The 21,591-nt window shown below is 69.4% G+C and carries 13 protein-coding genes; 1 reads left to right on the top strand and 12 read right to left on the bottom strand.

Annotated elements, in window-relative coordinates:
* Nucleotides 1-26: 26 nt before the first annotated feature.
* Complete coding sequence (locus DTL70_RS17885; protein WP_114022950.1) at nt 27-491, bottom strand: hotdog family protein; 465 nt, start codon at nt 489-491, stop codon at nt 27-29.
* A 133-nt stretch (nt 492-624) separates the two neighbouring features.
* On the opposite strand from DTL70_RS17885, the gene DTL70_RS17880 reads away from it, so the two are divergent.
* Entirely contained in the window at nt 625-1,209 is a 585-nt protein-coding gene (locus DTL70_RS17880; RefSeq protein ID WP_181860973.1) for a TetR/AcrR family transcriptional regulator, read from the top strand.
* 99 nt (nt 1,210-1,308) lie between these two features.
* Here DTL70_RS17880 and DTL70_RS17875 read toward each other — a convergent pair whose 3' ends face one another.
* From DTL70_RS17875 to DTL70_RS17825, 11 genes are all read right to left on the bottom strand, one after another.
* Nucleotides 1,309-2,268: a lysophospholipid acyltransferase family protein gene (locus tag DTL70_RS17875; protein WP_181860972.1), complete on the bottom strand. Its 960-nt coding sequence runs from the start codon at nt 2,266-2,268 to the stop codon at nt 1,309-1,311.
* A 148-nt stretch (nt 2,269-2,416) separates the two neighbouring features.
* On the bottom strand, nt 2,417-3,769 hold the full coding sequence (locus tag DTL70_RS17870) for an aromatic ring-hydroxylating oxygenase subunit alpha (RefSeq protein WP_181860971.1): 1,353 nt from the start codon (nt 3,767-3,769) through the stop codon (nt 2,417-2,419).
* Nucleotides 3,770-3,862: 93 nt separating this feature from the next.
* Nucleotides 3,863-6,571, bottom strand: a complete 2,709-nt coding sequence (gene redH, locus DTL70_RS17865; RefSeq protein WP_114022948.1) for an undecylprodigiosin ligase RedH — start codon at nt 6,569-6,571, stop codon at nt 3,863-3,865.
* 19 nt (nt 6,572-6,590) lie between these two features.
* Nucleotides 6,591-7,679: an SAM-dependent methyltransferase gene (locus DTL70_RS17860; RefSeq protein WP_114022947.1), complete on the bottom strand. Its 1,089-nt coding sequence runs from the start codon at nt 7,677-7,679 to the stop codon at nt 6,591-6,593.
* Entirely contained in the window at nt 7,667-8,512 is an 846-nt protein-coding gene (locus tag DTL70_RS17855; RefSeq protein ID WP_114022946.1) for a thioesterase II family protein, read from the bottom strand. The genes DTL70_RS17860 and DTL70_RS17855 overlap by 13 nt, the downstream gene beginning before the upstream one ends.
* Entirely contained in the window at nt 8,499-9,572 is a 1,074-nt protein-coding gene (locus DTL70_RS17850) for an NAD-dependent epimerase/dehydratase family protein (protein ID WP_181860970.1), read from the bottom strand. The genes DTL70_RS17855 and DTL70_RS17850 overlap by 14 nt, the downstream gene beginning before the upstream one ends.
* Before the next feature lie 2 nt (nt 9,573-9,574).
* Nucleotides 9,575-16,372, bottom strand: coding sequence for a type I polyketide synthase (locus DTL70_RS17845; protein ID WP_114022944.1), 6,798 nt, complete (start codon nt 16,370-16,372; stop codon nt 9,575-9,577).
* A 15-nt stretch (nt 16,373-16,387) separates the two neighbouring features.
* Nucleotides 16,388-17,986, bottom strand: a complete 1,599-nt coding sequence (locus DTL70_RS17840) for an amino acid adenylation domain-containing protein (RefSeq protein ID WP_114022943.1) — start codon at nt 17,984-17,986, stop codon at nt 16,388-16,390.
* Between the two features lie 26 nt (nt 17,987-18,012).
* Nucleotides 18,013-19,908, bottom strand: coding sequence for an aminotransferase class I/II-fold pyridoxal phosphate-dependent enzyme (locus DTL70_RS17835; RefSeq protein ID WP_114022942.1), 1,896 nt, complete (start codon nt 19,906-19,908; stop codon nt 18,013-18,015).
* Nucleotides 19,905-20,168, bottom strand: coding sequence for an acyl carrier protein (locus DTL70_RS17830; protein ID WP_114022941.1), 264 nt, complete (start codon nt 20,166-20,168; stop codon nt 19,905-19,907). The genes DTL70_RS17835 and DTL70_RS17830 overlap by 4 nt, the downstream gene beginning before the upstream one ends.
* A 64-nt stretch (nt 20,169-20,232) precedes the next feature.
* Nucleotides 20,233-21,234, bottom strand: coding sequence for a beta-ketoacyl-ACP synthase III (locus DTL70_RS17825; RefSeq protein ID WP_114022940.1), 1,002 nt, complete (start codon nt 21,232-21,234; stop codon nt 20,233-20,235).
* Nucleotides 21,235-21,591: the final 357 nt, after the last annotated feature.

Raw genomic sequence — 21,591 nt, 5'->3', positions numbered from 1 at the left:
CTCTCCGCCACGGGGCAGTCGTGCGCTCAGACGAGAAAGAGGGAGACGGTGTCCGCCTCGCAGGCCGGGGGCAGCCGCCCGCCCTCGAGCTCCACCGTCATCCGGACCGAGACCAACCAGCCGCCGGGCACTCCGTAGGCCCCCGAGAGTTCGCCTTCCCCCCGGACCCGGGAGCCGACCGGAACCGGGGGGCCGAAGCGGGCCCGTTCCAGTCCGAAGTTCAGCGCGGTCCCGCACCGTTCGACCATGAAGATCTCCCGCATCATCGCGGGCAGCAGACCCAGCAGCAAGGGGCCGCCGATGTCCCCACCCGCAGCGGAACCGCCCCAGGCGCCGGCGCCCTCCTCAACCGCCGCAAGGCGGGCCGGGCCGCCACTCGATGCCGCCGCGAAATTGCACACCCGGCGGGGAGTGAGTTCCAGCCAGTCACTGTGACCGAGATGTTCCCCTTTTGCTGACACCAATTCGTCCAGATCGGAAAATATTCGCATGCTCCGATTCTGTGCACCGCTGCGTGGCCGAACAAGAGCCGGCCCCTGCCGCCCAATACTCCCTCAGCCCCCGGTCAGTGGAATGTCAGCGAAACGTCAGTGCGAGGTGGGGCGCCTCGATAGAATTCGACGTATGGCTGCTGCTTCCGTCGACCGCGGCATACAGACCCGGACGCTGTTGCGGGACGCCGCGGTGCAACTCATCGTCGAAGAAGGTTGGGGACGGGTGAGCACCCGGAAGGTGGCCGAGCGCGCGGGGGTGAAAGCGGGATCGGTGCACTATCACTTCTCCACCCTCACCGATCTGCTGGTCGAGGCCACGCTGGACAGACTGGCTAGCCGCAGCGAAACGTTTTGGGAGAAAACGCTCCTGGATAACGCCGCGGCCGCACGCTCGTCCGTCCCGGACACGGAGTTCGCACCCGATGGCGTCGGCGCGTGCACGGCAGTGCTGATGACCGAGGCCTTGCGGGCCGCGGCACGGGTGCCGAGACTGCGCGCCGGACTCACGCAGATCCTGCGCCGACGGCACACCGCCACCATGCATGGGCTGGAGGGGGACGACCGCCTGCCGGACGCGGCGAGTACGTCGGCGGTCCTCGGTGCCACGATGAACAGTCTGATGCTGTACCGCTTGATCGACCCCGTGGTGCGGGAGATGAAGCTGGAAGAAGTGCTTCTGCGCATGGCGAAGCCCCGGAGGCAAGAGCGGGCCTGACCATGGGAAGGGTCGGGCCGGCCCACCGCGGCGCCGCGGACCGACCCACCGTCCTCGTCAAGCAGGTGACAGACCTCTGCCTTCCCAGCGGAAGCGCCCTCAGGAAAAGAGCGAACTCCGACGCCCGACGGTCTCGTTGAGGGCGTGCTGCACCGTGTCCTTCACCTCTCCCGCCAGTTTCTCCACGAGCCGCACATCCTGCGCCGAATTCGCCGGAAACGTATCCGTGTACACAGGCGGGTGCAAGTGGATGGTCCATTTCGTCGGCATCGGAACAAGTCCCAGCACGCCGAGCAGAGGGAAGGTCGGTGTGATGGGAAAGTAGGGAAGCCGCAGCATTCGGGCCAGAGTGCGGGACTCGCCGATCATCGGGTAGATCTCCTCTGCCCCCACGATCGAGCACGGGATCATCGGAGCCCGAGCGCGCAACGCGGCGGCGGCGAAGCCTCCGCGTCCGAAGCGCTGAAGCCGGTAGCGCTCCTCGAAGGGCTTGCCCAATCCCCGATACCCCTCCGGCATGACCCCCACGAGCGCGTCCGACTCGAGTAGCCGTTGTGCGTTCTTCGGGCAGGCACGGACATGGCCGAGCTTTCGTGTGACGTCCCGCAGGAGGGGGTAGGAAAAGGCCAGATCAGCCGCGAGCAGCCGCAGATTCCGCTGCGCGGCGTGGTGCTCGCGGATGGCCATCTGAAGCATGAGCGCGTCCAGGGGGAGCGTCCCGCTGTGGTTCGCCACCACCAGGGCGGCCCCGTCGGCCGGTATGTGCTCCAGCCCCGTGACCTCGACTCGGAAGTACTTCTCGTACAGCGGGCGCAGGGCCGGCAGGAGCGCCTCGTCGACCAGGGCGGGATCGAAGCCGAAGTCGTCCACGGCGCCCTCGTCCGACGTCAGTCGGCCGTAGAGTTCCATGCCGCCGGCCACGAGTTCTTTGAGCACGTCCGCCATCAGGGAACTCTGATCGCCGGTGCCCCAGGCGTACTCCCCGTTGCTCTTGCGGTCGCTTCGGGGGCCGCCGCTCCGGCTGCTCGACGGCGTGGGCAGCTCCTCGTCCGGTGCCATGCGCTCTCCTCATCGGGTGTTTGCTGACGCTGCGAACTGTCGTGCTGGGCGACGGCCCACGACACGACGGCACTGCCGCCGCGCCGCAGGGATGCGGCCCCGTGTCGAACAGGGCCGCACCGCGCCGCCTCCGTCCGGAACTACCTGCTCAGGACCGCGCTGCCGCGCGGTCCTCGGACCAGTTCCTCACCTCCTCGGACTCCGGTGCTGCCGGCCCGCTGTCGCTGCCGTTTCCGTTACCGGCGACGTGGCCGTTTCCCTGGGCGCCTCCGGTTCGCGGGGAACCGCCGTTCCTGCCGCTGGATGCGCCGTTCCGCGTCCGGCCGTTCGAGCGCGCAGAGGTACGGCCCTTGGTCTCGGCCGCGGTGGACGGCTGCCCGATCCGGGCCTCGTCGGTCGCCATGTCCAGCTCACCGACCATGCCGTCGGACGTGTCCACGGCGGCAGGGGTCCCCTCACGGCGCTCCCTGGCCTCCCGGAGCAACCTGGCGCGGGTCTTGATGAACTTGGCGTTCATCTCGTCCACCGGAATGAACTTGTTCACCCCGCCACCGCTGATCCGGGGCTCCTGCTGGGCCATGATCTTGAAGTCCTGCGGGTCCTGGACGAACTTCTCCAGGTAGCACTGCAGCGTGGACATCGCCCGCCGCAGCTTCTCGTGCCGCAGGATCGGCTTGAGCTGGGGGAACTCGTAGACGCGGAAGATGTGTTCGGTGTTCTCCTCGTCGATCGGCGAGAACCACGACGTCGTCGCGAAGGCCTCGGTCTCCACGTGCACCATGCACGGGAAAGAGAAGGTGATGACGTAGTGGATGCTCCGCTCGGGGTTGTCCTCCTCTCCGTGGTCGAACGAGTAACGGAAGGTCATTCCGTCGTCGTCCGTCTCCACGTGGTGGTTGTGGATCATGGTGGCCTTGAGGTAGTTCTCCTTGCCGTCCAGCCCGAACTTCTTCTTCGTCCCGTAAAGGAACATGAAGTCCAGCCAGTTCAACCAGTGATCCCGGTGCACATAGGTCACGTGGTAGAACTCCTGGACGCTTTCGATGTACCGGGTGTAGTGCACCGGCTTGTTCCAGGAGATCGTGTCGTAGACCCGGTCGTTCTCCTTGATCTCCCGGGGGGCGATGATCTCCGGTAGCTCGCTCTCCGGACGGTCATCGCCCCACCACACCCAGATGAGACCGTGCTTCTCGCGGACCGGATAGACCGGCACCTTCAGCGAGCCCGGTATGCGGGCGTCCCTGCCCATCGCCGGGGTCAGCGTGCATTTGCCCTCGGGATTGAACAGGAAGCCGTGGTACGGGCACTCGATCGCGTTGCCCTTCATGCGGCCGTCGCCGAGCCAGGCGCCCTTGTGCGGGCACCGGGCTCCCTGACACACCACTTTCCCGTCGATGTCGCGCCAGAGGACGATCTCCTCGCCGAGCCGGCGGATACCCTTCGGCTTTTTGTCAGTGACATCCCCGGATATCGCCACGGGATACCACAGATCGGGAATCATGCAGTCCCTCTCTCCTACGATTTCCCACCGAGGACCGGTGGGGGTCCTGACCTCGGCACCGGGCCCGCTCGCGGCGGAGCCCCCGCCTCCCGGTCAGGGGTTCTCGACGACCTCGACCGTGCCGGCGTCCCCGTCGACCACGATCAGGTCACCGGTGCGGATGACCTGGGTCGCGTGTTTGGTGTTCACGACCGAAGGCACGTTGAATTCCCGCGAGACGATCGAACTGTGCGAGAGCATCGACCCGATATCGGTGACGACGCCTCCCGCGATGGCGAACAGCGGAGTCCACGTCGCGTCCGTGTAACGGGTGATCAGGATCTCCCCGGCCTGGAATTCGTCGGCTTGCCAGACGAGTTCCTCGATGACGCGTGCCCGGCCCACCACCCGCCCGGGACTGGAGCCGAGTCCTTCGAGGCGTTCCCCGTCGGGGACAGGCCGAACGGCGGCGGTGGGATCGCACTTGCCCACGAAGGTGAGCGGGGGCTCCGGCAGCCGCTTGTGGTATTCGTGCAGCCGGCGGGCCCGCTCGATGCCGGATCGGTCGAAGGCCTCGGCCTCCGAAAGAGTGCCGGCCAGGTATCCCCGGATGTCCTCGAAGTCGAGATAGGCCACCTCGCTCGTGGAGTGCAGCACGCCCGCCTCCAGCAGCCGCCTGCCCACCTCGTACACCACGTTCCGTACCAGCCAGATCGAGGTGATCATCGACATCCGGGCGATCTCTCGCAGCTCGCTGTAGGTCCGGTACATCGCGATCGCCGTCTGAACGGCCTTCCGCTTGGGCAGCGACAGCCGCTCCAGCGCGGTGTGCGAGGTGGTGTCCTGGTGGCTGCCGCTGCGTCGGAGGATGTCCTCGCTGGAGTAGCCGTCGGCGGCATAACGCCTGATCATCTGGAAGACATACGACGGATCGTCGATCCACCTGGCGTGAGTGATCTCCATTTCCTGCGGCCCCCGAGTGCCGTGGTCACGCAGGAAGGGGTCCATCCACTCCTTCCAGAACAGCGCCCCCTCCTCGTCGGCACGCAGTTTCGCCGCCACGCTCTCCAGGGGTGTTTCGTCGATGATCCGCAGCACCCGCGGGCGGTCCTTGGCCGCCTGGGCCACCCTCCAGATCTCTTTCGCCGATTCCACAGTCCGCAGATTCGACATATCGGTCTTCACGCGGTTCTGCAGGTTGTCGCCCTCGTTGCCGAGCCACTGCTTGCACAGCTCGGCCAGGACCGCGTAGAAGCCGAAGGCGTGGATGTAGTACGGCATGTATCCCACATGCATGTCGTGGAAGTACGCCAGGCGGCGCCGCAGCTCCGCATCGAGTTCGCGGCGGCTCATCCGGGTCAGGTCCACTGCCCGGTCGCGGTCGAACTCGTAGGCGCGCGAGGAGGACATCCGCTCGGCCCGGGCCTTCATGTCGGTGGCCTCGTTGGCGGTGGTCCGCAGCCAGAAGGCGATCGACAGCGCGTCCGCGATCCCCCCGGGGAACGCGCCGAAGGGGTTCTCGTAACCGGTGAGATCCACCTCTTCACTCACGAACCTGCTGGTGAATCGCCACTGGTCGCGGGTGGGCAGGCACTGGGCCATCACATAAGCGCTGTAGGAGATGTTCAGGTACACATGTCCCTGCACATAGCCCATGGGCAGGTCCGGGTCTCCGGTGACACGCGCACCGAGCGCCGAGGTGCAGTCCAGGTGGACGTGCTGCTGGTAGTAGCGTGCGAAGCTCTCCCCCAGTGGGGTCATCAGCCCGACGAAGATCTCCCCGATGTCCATCCGGGACCAGAGGGTGTCCTGCTCGATCTTCTCCTTCTGCGGGGTCACATAGGGGGTCACAGGGCCCGTGTGCGCGGCCGCGCTGCCCGCCTCGGGGCCGGTGGTGATCGGCCGCGTCTGGAAGAACCAGAGCGTCCCGTCCCGCATGCCCCACTCGATGTCCTGTTCGGCGGCGTACCTGCGGCGCAGGAACAGGGCGTGCTCGCAGAGTTCGGCCAGCTGCTCGGCGTTCAGGCACGGGACGTTGCGGGCCGCCGCCTCGACCCTGGTCATCCCGATCTTCCCCGACTCGAGCGGGGCGCACTTGGTCACCTTGTGGCGGACGCGCTCCTCGACCACCTCCAGGGTTCGGTCGTCCACCACGAAGAAATCGCTGGAGACCCGGCCGGACACCAGCCCCTCCCCCAGCCCCTGGCACGCCTCGACGACGATCCGGTGCGGGCGGGCGCTGACCGGGTCCACGGTGAAAGCGACACCACTGACGTCGGAGTGGACCATCTCCTGTACGACCACCGCGATGGCCCCGGGCCCGCCGTCGACCGCACGGTAGGCCGTCGCCCGTTCGGACCACAGCGAGGCCCAGCAGGTGCGGACCGCGTCCAGCAGTGCGGCGTCGTCGGCCACGTCCAGAACCGTGTCGTGCTGTCCCGCGAACGACTGCTCCGCGGAGTCCTCTCGCGGCGCCGAGGAACGGACGGCCACCCGGCAACGCCCCAACCGCTCATAACCGGCGAGGATCGCCTCGGCGACCGGAGAGGGGATCTCGGTGGCCAGTACGCGTTCCCGCGCCGAGCGGCCATCGAGCGCGTGCAGCTCAGCAACCAGGCCGCTCTCTTGGAGGAACGCGGTGTACAGCCCCGTGGAGAGGCAGAGGGCGGGAGGCACCGGCAGGCCGTCGGCCAGCATCTCGCCGAGCCTTGCGGCCTTCCCGCCGAGGACGGCGGGATCGGGCTGGGGCCCCTCGCCGAGTACCACGACATGTTCCGCGTACGGGCCGGACACCGGGGCGTCGGTCTTCGCCTGTGTTGTCATCGTGAGGTCTCCTGACTGCTCAGTTCAGTGCGAGCTGCGCGTTGGTGCCCGTGCAGGCGCGGAACTGCTCACCAGGAAGGACCTGGGTCACCGCGACATCGGTGAATCCGGCTTCCTCGAACTGCGCCGTGAGTTCGTCTTCCCGCGGGAGTGGGCCCCCGAAGTCGGAGAAGTGGAACCAGAGGTTGAGCGCTTCCAAGCCGGCGTTGCCGCCCTGGCAGGACGTGGTCAGCAGGAGCTTGCCGCCCGGTGCGAGCAGCCGACGGGCCCGGCGCAGCGTTTCGACACGCTCGTCCGGCGGGAAGTAGTAGATGTTGTTGTGCATCGTGATCAGGTCGAACTGCGGTTCCACATCCAGTTCGCGCAGATCCCCCTGCCGGGTCTCGACCTGGTCCGCCAGTCCCCATTCGCTCATGTTGGCGGCCGCCTGATCGGCGACGCTCTTTTGCATGTCGATGGCGAGCGCCGTGAGCCTGGGATTGAGCCGGGCGGCGTGGCGGACGTATGTCCCACTGCCGCAACCGACCTCCAGCAGCCGCACGGGAAGCGATCGCTCCAGGTTCTGGTCCACGGCCGCCTCGACGAAGGACTCCACCACTCGGGTCGACCGGGCGATGACCGCGCCGTCCTGGTCGTCCAGCGAGAAGCGCCGGCCTTCACGCAGCATCTGCGGCCCGTGCAGCAGAGCCGGCACGTGGAAGCGGATCACCTCCTCCAGCGCCGCGGCCACAGCGTCGTTCTGCGGCTGGGCGAGGAACTTCGCGGGGAGGCTCGAGAGCTGGTAACAGCCCTCGCCCGTGGCGAGGTCACCGAGCTTGACTCCCATGTCGAGCCAGGCACTCAGCCGGTGTTTCTCGTCCGGGCCGACGGCGAGCCTTTCGGCCAGCGTCTCCAGATCACACGGCCGTGACGCGAGCAGGCGCAGCACTCCGGTGTTGGATGCGGAGGCCAGGAACGCCAGCCGGTAGGTGGGCTCGATGAGGCCCTTGGACAGGGCGAGGAGCACCGGCAACCGCGGGTTGCCCAGGATTTTCAGTATCTGCACGAGCCCGGTGACCGGCTCCTGGACGCGGTTGCGAGCGGTTGTGACGAGGTTCAGGAGGTCCATGGTGCTTCCCTTCGCGCATGGGCGGACTGGGATCCGGCGGCCCGAGCGGGCAGGTCGGCGCCGGCTCCGGCGAGCTCGTCGGACAGGCTCCGCAGCAGCCGTTCCCGGGTGGGCCCGTCGTTCAGGAAGAAGTGGTCGCCTTGAAAGTGGCGGCGTAGAAAGGAGCCCGAGGTGTAGTCGCGCCATGCCTCCGTCTGGGGGGCGGAGGCGAGGACGTCCCGGGAGGCGGAGAAGGCGGTCATCGGACACCGCAGCGGGCGGCGGGGCCGCCATCGGTACGTCTCGCACACCCGCAGGTCCGCTCGCAGGACGGGCAGTCTGCGCTCGAAATACGCCGTGTCGACGGCTCGGTCCCGCTCGAGACCGCCCAGATCGCTCACGAGGGCGCGCAGTTCCTCGTCGGACAGCAGGTGGTCCTCACGCGTTCCGTACAGATGGGGCGCCCGGCTACCGGAGACGTAGAGGTGAAACGGTTCCTGTTCACCCCGCTCCCGCAACTCGCACGCCACCTCGTAGGCGAGGAGGGCACCCATGCTGTGGCCGAACAGCGCGTAGTCCCGGCAGAGGCCGGCTTCCACGAGCGCGGAGGCCAGGTCCGGCACCAGCGCGGCCGACGCCGTGTAGGGCTGCTCACGCAGGCGCAGGCCGCGCCCGGGCAACTGGACGGAGACGACCTCGACCTCGGGTCCCAGGCGCCGCTGCCACTCCCGGAAGAGCGAGGCCGTGCCGCCCGCGTACGGGATGCACACCAGCCGTGCCGGTGCGGGACCGTCTTCCGGGGCGGGGCCGGGGAACCAGGCCGCCGTCCGGGAACGGGTCTCAACGGGCGACATGTTCGCGTCCCTCGGCGGAGTCGAGCCATGCCAGGGTGCGGCGCATGCCCTCGGCGAAGCCGACCGGGCTCTCGAACCCGAAGTCCCGCTGCGCCTGCTTGATGCCATAGGACTGATCGCGGTCGAACAGGTGGACCGTGTGACGGGTCAGGACAGGCCGGGAGGTGATCCGCAGCGCGCCGTAGAGCTTCTCGGAGAGGAGGGCGGCCCCCGTGGCCACGGGGGCCGGCAGGTTGAGCCACGGAGGCTTGACGCCCAGTCCGTCTGCCAGCGCCTCCACGTACTGGCGCCACGTCGTCCGCTCCGGGTCGCGGAGGTTGTAGACCTTGCCGACCGTCTCGCCCGAGGTGGCCGCGGCGATCATGGCGTCGACCGCGTTGTCGACGTAGAGCAGGCCGGCGGGGACGTTCCCGCCGCGGATGTAGAGCATCTGCTTCTGCAGCAGCAGATTGCCGATCTCGATGACGAAATCCTTGCTGCGTGGCCCGTAGACGGACACCGGACGCACGATGGTCACCCGCATCCCGGTCTCACCCGCCGCCTTGCGCACAGCCCGTTCGCCCATGAGCTTGCTGCGGTTGTACGGCAGACCGATGTCCTTGCCTCCGGCCGACTCGTCGCACGGCTGCTTCGGATATCCGTACACGTCGGTGGTGCTCACGTGCAGAACCCGGGATACCGTGCCCGCCTGGTGGGCGGCCTCGACGACCCGCTTCGCGCCTTCGACGTTGATGCGGTGGAAGTCCTCCCAGGGCCCCCAGTCGGCGGAGACTCCCGCGCAGTTGTAGACCGTGGTGACCCCTTTGGCGGCGCGGCAGAGGCTGTCTGGGTCCTCCAGGTCGCCGATCTCGGTCTCGATCTCCTCGGCGACGTCGGCGAAGCCGGACCGGTCGCTGCCGGATCGCACCAGGACCCGCACGCGGTGGCCGCGTGCGACCAGGCGTCGGGTGAGGTGGCCGCCGATGAAGCCGCTGGCACCGGTGACCAGCACGTCGGCCGCTGCTTCGGAGGGGTCGTGCGCCGTTTCGGCCGCGGAGAGGTCAGTGTTGTGGGTACCCATGATCACACCAGAAGGTCGAGGGAACGTTCGAGGTCGGCTTCGCTGTGGTCGGCGTTGATGAAGAAGCGGAGGCGGCACGCGTCCGCGGCCACCGCGGGATAGCCGATGGGCATGACGTTGACGCCTTGCTCCAGCAGCGAGTTGGAGAGCGCCATCGTCTTGTTCCAGTCGCCCACGATGACCGGGATCACCGCGGACGCCCGCGAGACTCCGATGTCCAGACCGCGATCCCGGGCTCCGGTCCTGAAGTACTCGGCGAGCTGCCGCACCCGCGCCACGCGCTCGGGCTCGTCACGGATGACCCGCAAGGCCTCCAGCGCGGCCGCCGTGTTGGCCGGCGCGATCCCGGTGCTGAAGATATGGAGCGGAGCCGTGTACTTGAGGTACTCGATCAGCGGACGGCGCGCTGCGATGTAGCCGCCGAGACTCCCGATGGCCTTGCTGAGAGTGCCCATCCACAGCTCGACGTCGGTCCGGCGGACGCCGAAGTGCTCGCCGACACCGCGGCCGGTGGCGCCGAGCACGCCGAGGGAGTGCGCCTCGTCGATCATCAGCATCGCGTGGTGCCGCTGTTTGACCTCGATGAAGCGAGGGAGCTCGGGGATGTCCCCGTCCTGGCTGTAGGCGCCCTCGATGACGACCAGTGCACGGCGGTACCGGCTGCGGCTCGCTGCGAGGATGCGGTCCAGGGCTTCCCAGTCGTTGTGCGGGAACGGCCTGCGCTGTGCCCCGGAGAGGATGCACCCCCGCACCGTGCTGTCGTGGCTCCACTCGTCGTGGACGATCAGGTCCTCCGGCCCGAACAGATGGCCGACCGTGGCCACGTTGGTGGCATGTCCTCCGGCGAAGACGATGGCGTCGTCGGTGCCCAGGAACGAGGCGATCTCGGCGTCGAGCTCATGGTGCAAGGGGGTCTCGCCGAACAGCAGCGGTGTCGCCGAGCTGGACGTCCCGTAGGTGTCGATGGCCTCCTTGGCCGCCTGGCGCACCCGAGGATGGTGCGAGAGGGCGAGGTAGTTGAAAGCGGCGAAGTTCACCGCTTCGCGGCCGTCGACGGTGACGATGCCGGAGTTGAACCCCTCGTGCGTGCGCCCGTAGGGATTGTCCCCGTGCGCGACGGTCTGCCGGAGCCGGCTCTGGAGCTCCACGTATTCCTGCCACTCCTCGATGGCGTGCTCCTGCCGCACCGGAAGCTGCGGCTGCACGGCCGGGTGCGGCGGACGGTCGCTCGGGCCCGCGGCACCGCCGGTGGGGGCCGCGGACGGATCCGCCGGATGTCCCGTCGCGCCGCCTCGTCCAGCGCCCGCCGACAGGAGCAGGTCGATCACGTCCCGCACCGTGGGCTCCTCCGGCAGGCTGTGCCGCAGTCGCTCCGCCTCGAGCGGGAAACACGCGGAGATCCTGCGCTGCAGATCGGTGCGCATCAGGGAGTCAAGACCCAGGTCCAGGACGAGCCTGGCATGCAGGGGTATCTGCGTGGCGGGAAATCCGCAGACCCGGGCAACACTGTCGAGTACGGCCTCGGCGACACCCGAGGTGGAACCCTGCGCCGACCGCGGCTCGTCAGCGGGCGCCCCCTCGAGCGTCGTACGGAGTGCGGCGGCGTCTTGGGGCGACGGCGCGGGCGAGGCGACCGGCCCGAAAGGCGCCCGGCCGGGGATGTGGGGATGCTCCCTCGCCTCAGGCCGTCCCTTCCCGTCGCGCCCGGGGCGCTCCGGGCCGCCGCCGGCTGCCGGCTCCGCGGCCGACGGCGTGAACCAGTACGAGTCACGCTCGAAGACGGTGTGCGGGGCGGATACCCGCGGCTGCGGGTCTTCCGGGTCGAGCCCTCGCCAGTCGACGTCGCAGCCCGCGCAGTGCAACCGGCTGAGCGATCCGAGGAATGTCGCCCACTCTCCTGTGGCCCGGCGCGCGGACGGCAGCCACAGCAACCCTTCCGGAGCCGTCGCCCGGTCCTGCATCAGGGACCTGCCGGAGGAGAGCAGCGCAGGATGCGGCCCCACCTCGACGAACGCGTCGCACCCCAGGCCGCGCAGCGTGGTGAAGGCATCGGCGAAACGGACGGTGCCCACCATGTGGCGCGCCCAGTAGTCGGCGTCCACCCGGTCGACGAGTTCGCCGGTGGCGTCCGACACCCAGGGAATGGTCGGCCGGCCGAAAGTGAAACCTGTGAGCGCCTCCCGCAGCGGTGCCGCGGCTCCGTCCATGAGCCGGGAGTGGAAGGCGTGCGAGACGTTCAGCGCACGCACGTCGGTCTGCTGTTCCGCGAGCCGGTCGCCGACAGCCCCGATGTCGTCGGTGGGGCCGGAGAGGACGAGATACCGGTCGGCGTTGACAGCCGCGACCGAGATCGACGGGAAGTCCGCGGCCACGGTGAGGACAGCGTCGCTCTCGCCCTGGCACGCGATCATGCGCCCATGGCCGGGCTGCGCCCCCATGAGTCTGCCGCGCTCGACTGCGAGGGTGAGCGCGTCCTCGAAGGACAGTACGCCGGACACGCAAGCCGCGCCGATGGCGCCGACGCTGTGGCCCAGCACCGCGGCGGGCTGCACCCCAGCGGATGCCCAGACACGGGCGAGCGCCACGGAGAACGCCACCAGGGCGGGCTGGCAGTACTCGGTGCGCCGGAGCCGCTCTCCCCCCTCCTCGTCGAAGAGGAGGTCGCGCAGCGAGATGCCGAGCAGTGGTCGCGCGATCCTGTCGGCATGGTCCAGCGTCTCCGCGAACGCTCCGTGGCATTCGTACAGTTCGCGCCCCATGCCCGGGTGCTGGGTGCCCTGGCCACTGAAGAGGAACGCCACCGTGGGCGCCGGGTCCCCTGGGCCGCCCCTGGCCACCGCCGTCGAAGCCTCCCCGTGCGCCAGCGCCGCGAGACCAGAGTCGAGTTCGGCGCTCGTGCCGAAGGTCACGGCGGCACGGTACGCAAGGTGCGTGCGCCCGGTGTTCGCCGTACGGCACAGGCCTGCGAGGGGCTCGTCGGGACGCGCCGCCACGTGGGTGCGGTACCGGTGTGCGAGGGTGGCGAGAGCCGAGGGGGTGTGCCCGGACAGGCACAGCGTGTGTGCGGGACGGGGAACGGTCACCGGCTTCTCCTCCTCCGCTGCCCCGGACGGGGACGGGGCAGCGGGCGGCTCCTCGACGATCAGATGAGCGTTGGCGCCGCCGAAGCCGAACGAGCTCACGCCGGCCCGGGCGGTCTCACCGGGCGGCAGGGACCGGCGCTCCGTGGGCACGGACAACCCCGAGCCCTCCCAGTCCAGCAGCCGGTTGGGCTTGTCCAGGTGCAGCAACGGCGGGACCTCGCGGCGGCCGACGATCAGCGCCGCCTTGATCAGTCCGGCGACACCGGCGGCCGCCTCCAGATGTCCGATATTGGTCTTGACCGAGCCGACGAGACACGGCTCTTCACGCCCGGCTCCGCCGTAGACCTCGGCGAGTGCTTCCCACTCGACAGGGTCACCCAGCGAGGTGCCGGTGCCGTGCGCCTCGACGTAGTCGACCCGGTCGGCCTCCACCCCGGCCTGGGCGAGTGCTCCGATGATGACGTCGCGCTGGGCCGCGCTGCGGGGCGCGGTGAGGCCGTTGCCGCGGCCGCCGTGTGCCAGGGCCGACCCGAGGACGGTCGCGTGGATGCGGTCGCCGTCGGCCAGCGCGTCCGAGAGCGGCTTGAGGCAGAGCAGACCGACTCCCTCACCGCGCACATAGCCGTCCGCCGCGTCGTCGAAGGTACGGCAGCGCCCGCCGGGCGAGAGCATCTCCCCGTCGAGGAGTGCGGCCGACAGGCCGGGAGCGAGCAGCAGATTGGCTCCCCCGGCCAGGGCGATCCGGCTCTCCCCCCGCCACAGGCTCTGACAGGCCATGTGCACTCCCGCGAGGGAGGCCGAGCAGGCGGTGTCCACGACGAAGCTGGGGCCGCGTAGGTCGAAGAAATAGGAGAGCCGGTTCGCCGCCATCGCGGGGGCGTTGCCCGTCGCGGCGTAGACGTCCGTCTCCCGGGGAGAGCCGAGTTGCAGCTGCCCGTAATCCTGGCTGCTCACCCCGACGACGACGGCGGTGTCGCTGCCCGCCAGCCGGTCGGGCGCGATGCCCGCGTCCTCGAACGTCTGCCAGGCGACCTCCAACAGCATGCGCTGCTGGGGGTCCATGCGGAGCGCTTCGCGCGCGGAGATGCCGAAGAACCTGGCGTCGAACTCGTCCACCGCGTCGAGGAAGCCCCCCTGGTCCGAGGTGCCCGCCTCCCGCGCGTTCCACCGCCCGTGCGGCATCTCACCGACCGCGTCCCGGCCGTCGAGCAGCAGTCGCCAGTAGCTGTCCAGGTCCGGGGCGCCGGGAAAGCGGCATCCGATGCCGACGATCGCGATGGGCTCGTGCGGGTCGGTCGGCCCGCCGGCGCGGGGAACGGCAACCGCGTGCGGGGCAGGTTCGGCACCGAAGTGCGTGGCCAGGTCCCTGATGGTGGGGTGGTCGAAAACGGTGCCGGTCGGCAGTCTGCGGCCGAGCCTGTCACCGAGCTCCGACGCGACGGCCACCGCCTGCTTGGAGTCGAGACCGAGCGAGGAGAGCGTCCGGGTGGGATCGACCACCGAGGCCGGGAGGCCGAGGCGGCGGGCCACCCGCTCATGCAGCCAGGCTTCGAGTTCCTCTCCGTTCTTCTCGTGGTCGGCACCCGTACCCAGCCGCGAGGCCTGCCGGGCAGGGCCGCCGGGCGCGGGCTGGTGCCGGGCGCCGCGCAACTCGTCCAGGCACAGCTCGACCAACGTGTCCACCTGTGGGGCGACCAGTAGCTCGCCGACGGCGATCCGCACGCCGAGGCGCTGCTCGAGGACCGCCACCAGCTCCAGGAGCCGCGGGTAGTCGAGGCCGAGGGAGGCGAGATCGCGGGGCCCCCGTCCTTCCTCCGCCGTTGAGCCCGCGGCTTCCTCGATCGATTCCTCGACGAGCTCGGTCACCCGGGAGCGGCGGGCCGTGACGGACAGCCCGGACAGGTCCGTGCTCGGCGACGTCGCGCCGCCTTCCCCGGCGGGTGCGGGCGTGCCGGTGTCGCGCACGACGCTCGCGGCCACCACCGGCATCCGCAGGTCCAGGAAGTCTTGCCGGGTCGCCTGGCGCTGGACCTTGCCGCTGGTGGTCTTGGACACCGACGAGTGCCGCACCAGCGCGAGGGTGTGCGGGCAGACCTCGTGCTCCTCGGCAAGCGCGGTGCGCAGCCGCGCCAGCACCGAGGTGAGGTCCTCGCTCCCCCTGCCGACCTCGTAGACCAGAGCGAGCTGTTCGCCGCCGGGGGTGGGCAGTCCGAAGGCGGCACCGCAGTCGGCGCGCGCGGCTTCACTCGTCTGCTCCACGGTGAGTTCGATGTCGTGCGGGTACACGTTGCGCCCCTGGACGATGACCACGTCCTTGGTGCGGCCGACGAGGTAGAGCTGGCCGTCCCGCTGGAAGCCCAGGTCACCGGTGCGCAGCCAGCTTCTTCCCGGCTCGTCGGCCAGCTTGGCCCCGAACGTCTCGGCTGTCAGCTCGGGACGGTTCCAGTAGCCGAGGGCCACGCTGGGCCCGGCGAGCCAGACTTCGCCGATTCGCTCGGAGCCGACGCGCTTCCCTGCGGAATCGACGACGGCGACCCGGGCGTCGGGGACCGCAGGACCGCAACCGACGACGCGGGTGACGTGTGCGCACCCCGGCTCGGCGTCCCGCACCGCGCCCCTCGCCAGCGCCTGGGCGTCGACGGACCGGTCGGTGGGTGGATCCCCCGGCCCGATCCCCGTCGCCATCAAGGTTGCTTCTGCGAGTCCGTAGCAGGGCAGAAGGGCTCGGCGGTCGAATCCGGCGGGGCCGAAGTAGTCGGCGAATCGCTCCAGCGTGTCGGCGCGGACCGGTTCCGCTCCGTTCAGGGCCAGCCGCCAGTCGCTCAGGTCCAGGGCGTCACGCTGTTGTTCGGTGATCCGTCGGAGGCACTGCTCGAATCCGAAGTTGGGCGCCACGCTCATCGACGCGCGGGTTTCGGAGAGGGTTTCCAGCCACAGAAGCGGTCGCTGCACGAAGGTCATGGGAGCCATCAGGTGCGAGCTGAATCCCCCGTACACCGGGGTGAGCAAGCCCCCGATGAGTCCCATGTCATGGTACGGCGGCAGCCAGGAGACCATGCCCGCTCCGGAATCCAGCTCCAGTCGCAGATGGGAGGAGCGCAGGTTGCGGACGAGGTTCCCGTTGCTGACCATGACGCCTTTGGGCGTGGCGGTCGAGCCGGACGTGTACTGGAGGAAGGCCAGCGACTCGCTCGTGGTGGACGGTTCGACCCACTGGTCTCCATCGGACTCGCGCAGCTCGTCCTCGGTCACCCAGCACAGCCGGTCCAGCCCCAGCCCGGCCGCCTTCTCCGGTGTTCCGTGCGCGGCGTCCCTGACCGCGCGGGTGGTGAGGGCGTGAGTGGCGCCCGAGTCACGTGCGATGCCGGCCAGCCGCTGCATGGTCTGCCCGGACCCGGCACTCTGCGGCGGGTAAGCGGGCACGGCCACGGCACCCGCGTACAGGCATCCGAAGAACGAGGCGACGTAGTCGAGCCCCGGTGGGTGGAGCAGCAGTACCGGGCTGCCTTCCAAGCGCTCCTGCTGGAGATACGCCGCGACCGCACGCGCACGGCGGTCCAGTCCGGCGTAGTCCCAGGACTCGCTCCTACCTCCGGTGTCGGTGAGAAACCGGTAGGCGACCGCGTGTGGCGTCAGTTCGAGACGCCGGCGCAGCAGACCGGCGACGGTGGCCGGCTCCGCTCCCTGCCAATGCGTCTCGATCGGTTCTGGAGTCACTGCCGTTCGTCTCCGTCACTGTCGAGCCGCGCCGGTCGGCGCCGCGATGGGCCGTGCCGTTCCGTTCGCCAACCGGCGGTAGTCGGCTTTGCCGTTTGCGTTGCGGGGCAACTGGTCGAGACACGTCGCCGTGTGAGGCAGCATGTAGATCGGCAGCCACCGCGCGCAGTGCTGCTTGAGCTGGACCAGGCTGGGCTTGGGCGCCCCCGGGCGGAGCGTGTAGTAGAGCGCGAGGCGGGCCTGCGGGCCCTCTCCCGCCAGGAGCACCGCCGCGTCGGCGATGTCGGGGTGGTGCTGTGCGGCCGCCTCGATCTCCCCGAGTTCGATCCGGTAGCCGGAGAGCTTGACCATGCGGTCCTCGCGGCCGCGGTAGACCAGCCGGCCGTCTTCCTCGTAGCTGACGAGGTCACCGGTAGGGTGACGGCCCGCGCAGTGGAAGGCGGTGGCCGGGTCCGCGGTACGGCGCCAGTAGCCCGGGGTGACGCAGACGCCTTCCACGACGAGGTGGCCGATCACTCCCGGCTCCGAGACGAGCGCCCCGTGGTTGTCCACCACGCGCAGTCCCGCGCCGGTGACCGGTCCGCCGATCGGGACGGGGGTGCGGCGCTCCAGGTCTTCGGGGCGGACCCGGTGGAAGGCGCAGACGTTGGTCTCCGTCGGCCCGTAGAGGTTGTAGAGCGCGGTCTCCTGCGGCAACAGCTCCGCCAGCGCCCGCAGCCGGGGTATCGGGAAGACCTCGCCGGCGAAGAGCACGTAGCGCAGGGAGCGGGCGTCCGCGAAGGTGAGCGCTCCCGAGGCGGTGAGCAGGCTCAGGATGGAGGGAACCGAATACCACACGGTGACGCCGTGCTCCCTGATCCCTGCCGCCAGCGCCGCGACGTCCCGGGCCGTCGAGTCGCCGACGATCCACACGGCGGCTCCCACGGTGAGCGCGGTGAACAGGTCGAAGGTGCTCAGGTCGAAGTTGAACGAGGCATGGTTCGCGAACACGTCTCGGGGCCCGACGTCCAGTTCGGAACATGCCCAGCCGACGAAGTTGGCGAGGTTCCGGTGGGAGAGGCGCACCCCTTTCGGCGCCCCGGTGGAACCGGAGGTGTAGAGGATCGCCGCGAGGTCGGTGGGCCCGAGTGCGGGCAGCAGGGCGATCCTGTGGGCTGCGGCCTCGGTGAACTCCCGCCAGGGGCGGACGGGGACCCCGCCCACCGCTTTCACGGGTGTCTCGCCGTCGACCACGACCAGCCCGAGAGAGGAGGGCAGCGGCTCGTCGCCGAGGAGGGCCACGTGTCGCGCGTCGGTGAACAGGACGACCGGTTCGGCGTCGGCAAGGATGGTCTGCGCCCGCTGCCTGGGCTGCCCCCCATCGAGCGGCACGTAGGCGCAGCCGACGTCGAGTGTGGCCAAAATGGCCTCCGCGTAGCGGGGCTGCTTGTCCATCCAGACGGCCGTCCGGTCACCGGGCCGGACACCGAGATCGAGCAGCCGGACGGAGAGCGCGTCCACCCGTGTGGTGAGCTCCCGGTACGTCAGCGGTTCCGCACCGACGAAGGCGGGGCGTTCGGCCTGTTCCAGGGGGAAGTCGCGGCGCAGGCGGATCACTGCGGGAGGTGTCTCCATGGTTGTTCCCCACCCCTCCTGTTGGTTCACCGGTCGGCCCGCGGGACACCGGTCTCACGTGCCGCGTCGAGGAATACGTCCGCGGCGAGTTCGAGGTCCTCGGGGGTGTGTTCGCAGGTCACGCTGACGCGTAGCCTGGCGTCCCCGAGTGGGACACCGGGGAAGACGACGGTCTGGCAGAACAGTCCCCGGGCTCGTACCGCGCGCCCCATCTCCATGGCCAGCCGTTCGTCGCCGATGCGGATGGGCAGGATGGCGCTCTCGGAGTTCTCCAGGTCGAAACCCGACTCCAGCAGCCGGGCGCGCAGCGCGCTGATGTTGGCCCACAGGCGCTTGACCCGTTCAGGTTCGGCTTCCAGCACGTCGATCGCCGCGATCAGGCCGGCGGCGACGCCGGCGGGGATGTTGGCGGCGAAGACGTAGGAGTTCGAGTAATAGCGGAGGTACTCGATGACCTCCTCATCACCGACCACGAAGCCGCCCATGCCGGCCAGTGCCTTGCTCATGGTGCCCAGCTCGAGGTCCACCTCGCCCTTGAGGCCGAAGTGTTCGCTCGTGCCCGAGCCGCGGGCGCCCAGAACGCCGGTGGCATGCGCGTCGTCGATGAGCACGCGGGCACCGTAGTTTCTGGCCAGCCGGAGGATTGAGGGCAAGTCGCAGACGTCACCGTGCATGCTGAACACACCGTCGGCGACGATGAGGGTCCCTCCGGGGGAATCCGCGCCGCGCTTGAGGACACGCTCCAGGTCCGCCATGTCGTTGTGCTGATAGATCCTCCGGGCGGCGCCGGAGAGTTTCGCGCCGTCGAGGATGCTCATGTGGTTGAGCTTGTCGGCGACGAGCGTGTCGTAGCTCTTGACCAGAGCCGAGATCGCGCCCAGGTTGGCGGCGTACCCGCCCGGATAGACGATGCAGGCCGGCCGTCGCTTGAAGGCCGCGAGCCGGCGCTCCAGCTCCTTGTGGAGCATGTTCGTCCCGCCGATGAAGCGGGATCCCGTGTGCGTGGCCCCGTAGCTGCGGGTGGCCTCGCAGACCGCCTCGATCACCTTGGGGTGGTTGGCGAGGCCCAGGTAATTGTTCGAGGCGAACATCAGGAACTCGCGCTTCTGGCCCGTCAGTTCGTCGAAGATGACCGCGCGGTTCTCACACCGGGAGTGCAGCGGCATGCCGTACCAGTAGAGCTGATCGTCCTCGCGGCGGCGGAGATAGGCGCCGAAGCTGCGGGTCTTGGCGAAGAGGTCGGAGTCCCGCTCCTCCAGGAAGTCCTTCATGGAACGGCCGTCCCAGCCGTCCTCGGTCACCGTCGGCACGGCCGGGTCCGCCGGGGCACCGCCTGTGCCGAGTACCGGCGCGTCGGTCCTCTGCGGCGCTCGTTCCGCAGCGGGCACGGTGCCGTCGCGTACCTCCCGCGCCAAGGCCGCCGTCAGTTGAGTGCTCAACTCCCGCAGCGTGGTGGGCTCGCCGCTGTCCGGCAGGGCCCGCGGAGCACCCAGTTCCTCGGCTGCTTCGGCGACGATCGCGGTGAGGACGACGGAGTCGATGCCCAGGTCCCGCTCCAGGTGGGCGTCGACGTCGAGCTGGTCGCTCCGGTACTGGGTCTGCCGCAGCGCGGCGGCCACGAGAGCGGACAGGACGGTGTCAGGGCCGTCCGCCCAGGCCGCCGCGTCCGTGCCCACTTCGGCCGCCACGGCCGAGACGAGTTCCCGCACAGTGGTCGCCCGCTCCCCGAGCCCGTCCGAGAGGCCGAAGTGCTCCCTCAACGAGGCGAGGATCGATTCGAGGATGACGGAGTCGATGCCGAGGTCGGCCTCGAAGTGGAGGTCGGGCTGGAGATAGGACTCGTCGTACAGGGTGCACTCCGCGACGATCCTCACCACCTGCGAGTGCAGCGCAGCGAGTGCGGAACTCTCCAGTTCCGTCATGCGGCGTCCCCTTTCTCGTTCTGACGCAACCCGTCAACCATCGCGGAGATCGTGCGCACGGATCGGAAATTCTTCAACGTCACGTCCCGCATGGGCACGCTGATGGAGAATTCACGCTGCAGGAAGCCGACAAGGTCGAATATCCCCATCGAATCGAGGATGTTGAGTTCGGTGAGCGGCGTGTCCGGCTCCAGGCTTTCGGCGTCACCGCCCATCCAGACATCGACGATGTAGTCACTGATGAGTTTCTGAGTTTTCATTGCGGTCCTCGGTTCGATCGCAGTGGCATTGCCGGTCCGGCGGCGCCGCTCACGGCGCGTGGGGTCAGCTCGGGTCGACAGCAGGCCAGATGAGCGTCGTCGCGCCCCACGTGAGGCCACCGCCGAACGCCGTCAGCAGCACCCGGTCGCCGGGCCTCAGCGTCCCTGCGGCGTGGGCATGGACGAGCGCGAGGGGAATGGAGGCCGCGGCCGTGTTGCCGACCTCGGCGATGTTGCTGACCGCCCGCTCTCTCGGCAGGCCGATCTCGTCGGCCAGCCGCCGGGTGATGCGGTGATTCGCCTGGTGAGCGACGAGATGGTCCACCTCGTCGACCCGCCACCCGGCGCGGTCCAGCACCATCTGCGCGCTTTGCCCCATACGCTGGACCGCCAGCCAGAAAACCCGCTTGCCCTGCATCGTGAAGTAGTAGTCGTCGGGCACCGGGTCAGGCCAACCGCCCTCCGGCGGGGGCCCGCCGGCCGGTACGGTGATCAGGTCCACCCCTTCACCGTCGCTGCCCAGGTCGAACGGGCCCAGCGCCCCCTCCTCCGTGCTGCTGCCCGCACGCAGCACCGCGGCACCGGCTCCGTCCCCGAAGATCACCGAGGTGGAACGGTCGGCAGGGTTGAGGATGCGGGAGAAGGTCTCCGCTCCGATGACCAGCACGCGCTCGGCGATGCCACCCGCGATCAAGCCGGCGGCGGAGGCGAGGCCGTAGAGGAATCCGGAGCAGACGGCGGACACGTCGAACGCGGCAGCGTGCCCCAGTCCCAGTTTGCCGGCCACGGTCGGGGCGGTGGCCGGACAAGGGCGGTCCGGCGTGGTGGTCGCCACGACCACGGCGTCGACGTGCGGGTGCCCCGAGGACTTCAGCGCCCGGGAGCCGGCGCCGACCGCCAGGTCGGAGGTGAGCACGGAGGAGTCGGCCATGTAGCGCTGGGCGATACCGGTCCGCGAGCGCACCCATTCGTCGGAACTGTCCAGCCGTGCCGCGAGCTCCGCGTTGGTGACCAGCCGAGGCGGCAGGCAGGCTCCGATTCCGGCCAGCACAGCCGCGCGGCTCATCGGATACCGCCCGTCGAAGGGATGCGGCCAGGGGCCGCCGCCCGGGACACCGAGTGCGGCCGGATCGTACGGCGTCGGCAGGGAACCACCGTGTGCTCCTCCCCGTGGATGACAGCCCGTGGGCTCGGGTCGCTGGGCAACGTACGGGGCGCGGCTGACACGGCGCTGACCGATTGCTGACCCACTCGACCGTCAGGCATCGGTCAGCGCGCCGTCAGCCACGACCTCCATAGTCGGCGCCATGCGATACGTCGCTGCCCAGGCGGTGGGGTACCGATGAGCACTACCTCGTCTTCCAGGAAAAGCCGCGGCGCGACGAGTGGGCCGAACCGTTCTCCGGAAGGGAAGATCACAGGT

Origin of the sequence: Streptomyces diacarni (assembly GCF_003323715.1) — a bacterium.
In the GTDB taxonomy this organism is placed as follows: Bacteria; Actinomycetota; Actinomycetes; order Streptomycetales; family Streptomycetaceae; genus Streptomyces; species Streptomyces diacarni.
Note: the sequence above shows the minus strand (reverse complement) of the source record. Positions and strands in the feature narration are given on the sequence as shown.